This is a genomic window from Streptomyces recifensis (assembly GCF_002154615.1).
Classification (GTDB): domain Bacteria; phylum Actinomycetota; class Actinomycetes; order Streptomycetales; family Streptomycetaceae; genus Streptomyces; species Streptomyces griseoluteus.
In genome coordinates this window covers 1-2,487 of the sequence record NZ_MUNH01000525.1, presented here as the reverse complement: position 1 = coordinate 2,487, position 2,487 = coordinate 1, and the positions used below count along the sequence as shown (strand labels likewise).

At 70.5% G+C, this 2,487-nt stretch carries 1 protein-coding gene and 1 pseudogene; both read right to left on the bottom strand.

Features of this window, described 5'->3' with window-relative positions:
* Window positions 1-283 precede the first annotated feature (283 nt).
* Window positions 284-2,026: a pyruvate dehydrogenase gene (locus CCN33_RS24895; protein WP_086695721.1), complete on the bottom strand. Its 1,743-nt coding sequence runs from the start codon at window positions 2,024-2,026 to the stop codon at window positions 284-286.
* Window positions 2,027-2,096: 70 nt separating this feature from the next.
* A pseudogene (locus CCN33_RS24890) lies at window positions 2,097-2,487 on the bottom strand (protein phosphatase 2C domain-containing protein); the annotation flags it as partial.

Sequence of the window (2,487 nt, the reverse complement as noted above, 5' to 3'; positions counted from 1 at the left end):
CGCCGGCCCTCCCCCTTCTGGTCGACCGCGTCCACGACGGATGGTTGCCCAGCGGACCAACGGCCAGTCATGGCCGTCGCCCGACCGCCGGGTGTTCGGCCACGCGCGGCGCCCGTACGGGCCCTCCACCGGCCGCCTCGACACCCCTACGGAAAGCGCCGAGGCGGCCGAAAGGCGCCGCAGGAGCCGTCTGCGGGCTCCTGCGGACCCATCCGCGCACCCTGTGCCGCCAATCGGTCACGCGCGGTGAAACTGACCGGAAATCACCGCTTCCAGGGCGAGTTCAGGGCCGGGGGACGTTGCGGAGGTTGGAGCGCGCCATCTGGAGCATCCGGCCGACGCCGCCGTCCAGCACGATCTTCGAGGCGGACAGCGCGAACCCGGTGACCATGTCGGCCTTGATCTTCGGCGGGATCGAGAGGGCGTTGGGGTCGGTGACGACGTCCACCAGCGCCGGCCCCTTGTGCTTGAAAGCGTCCTTCAGGGCCCCGGCCAGCTGCTTGGGCTTCTCCACCCGCACGCCGAACACCCCGCAGGCGCGGGCGACTTCGGCGAAGTCGGGGTTGACGTCGGTGGTGCCGTACGACGGCAGTCCGGCGACCAGCATCTCCAACTCCACCATGCCGAGCGCGGAGTTGTTGAACAGCACGATCTTGACCGGCAGATCCTGCTGCACCAGGGTCAGGAAGTCGCCCATCAGCATGGTGAACCCGCCGTCACCGGCCATGGCGACGACCTGCCGGTTCCGGTCCACGAGCTGGGCGCCGATGGCCATCGGCATCGCGTTGGCCATCGAGCCGTGGGAGAACGAACCGATGATCCGGCGGCGGCCGTTGGGCGAGATGTAGCGGGCGGCCCAGACGTTGTTCATGCCGGTGTCGACGGTGAAGATCGCGTCGTCGTCCGCCAAATCGTCCAGTACGGACGCCACATACTCGGGGTGGATGGGGATGTGCTTGTCCACCTTGCGGGTGTACGCCTTGACCACGCCCTCCAGCGCGTCGGCGTGTTTCCTCAGCATCTTGTCCAGGAAGCGGCGGTCCGTCTTCTCCCGCACCCGCGGGACCAGACACCGCAGCGTCTCGCGGACGTCCCCCCACACCGCGAGGTCCAGCCGCGAACGCCGTCCGATGACCTCGGGCCGTACGTCGATCTGCGCGATCTTCACGTCGTCCGGCAGGAACGCGTTGTACGGGAAGTCGGTGCCGACCAGGATCAGCAGCTCGCACTCGTGGGTGGCCTCGTAGGCCGCACCGTACCCGAGCAGCCCGCTCATGCCGACGTCGAACGGGTTGTCGTACTGAATCCACTCCTTGCCGCGCAGGGCGTGGCCCACCGGGGACTTGATGCGGCCCGCGAACTCCATCACCTCGGCGTGCGCGCCCGCCGTGCCGGCGCCGCAGAACAGGGTGACCTTGTCGGCCTGGTCGATCATCTCCACCAGGCGGTCGATCTCGGCGTCGCCGGGGCGGATCGTGGGCCGGGAGGTGACCAGGGCGCTCTCGAAGGACCGGTCGGGGGCGGGCTGGTCGGCGACGTCGCCGGGCAGGGTGACCACGCTGACGCCCCGCTGACCGATGGCGTGCTGGATCGCCGTCTGGAGCAGCCGGGGCATCTGCTGCGGGTTGGAGATCATCTCGCTGTAGTGGCTGCACTCCTGGAACAGCCGCTCCGGGTGCGTCTCCTGGAAGTAGGAGAGGCCGATCTCGCTGGACGGGATGTGGGAGGCCAGCGCCAGCACGGGCGCCATGGAGCGGTGGGCGTCGTAGAGGCCGTTGATCAGGTGCAGGTTGCCGGGGCCGCAGGAGCCCGCGCACGCGGTGAGCTTGCCGGTGATCTGCGCCTCGGCACCGGCCGCGAAGGCGGCGACCTCCTCGTGTCGCACGTGCACCCAGTCGATCGCGGCGTTGCGGCGCACGGCGTCCACGATCGGGTTGAGGCTGTCGCCGACGACGCCGTACATACGGCGCACGCCGGCGCGGGCGAGGATGTCGACGAACTGCTCGGCGACGTTCTGTTTGGCCATGACGGTCGTCCGCCCCTTCGCGGTCCCTGGGATACGCCCCTGCGCTTCCATCAAGTCACAGGGGCCCCGGTTACGCCTCCCAAACAGCGGCGGCCGTACGGTCGTCGGCGTACCCCTTCACCCTCGTCCGGACGTCCGCCAGGAACCCGGCGAGACCGGGCGCGGCGGCGCGGGACCAGCGGCGCCCCAGGAAGGCCCGCAGGGACGCCTCGCCGCGCAGCGGGTCGGCGAGGCCGGAGGTGCACATCATCAGCACATCACCCGGCCGGGCTATGGCGGCCCGGAACCGGAACGGCAGCTGCGCCGGCTCGGCGGGCTCGTACGGGCTCGGCGGGACCGGGATGCCGAGGTCCATGGTGAGCCGGTCGCCGTCCGGGGTGTCCTCCCCCGGTACGGCCGGTGAGGCTGGTTCGATGGACCGCCACTCGCCGTCCCGCAGCCGGAACAGGCCGCCCTCCCCG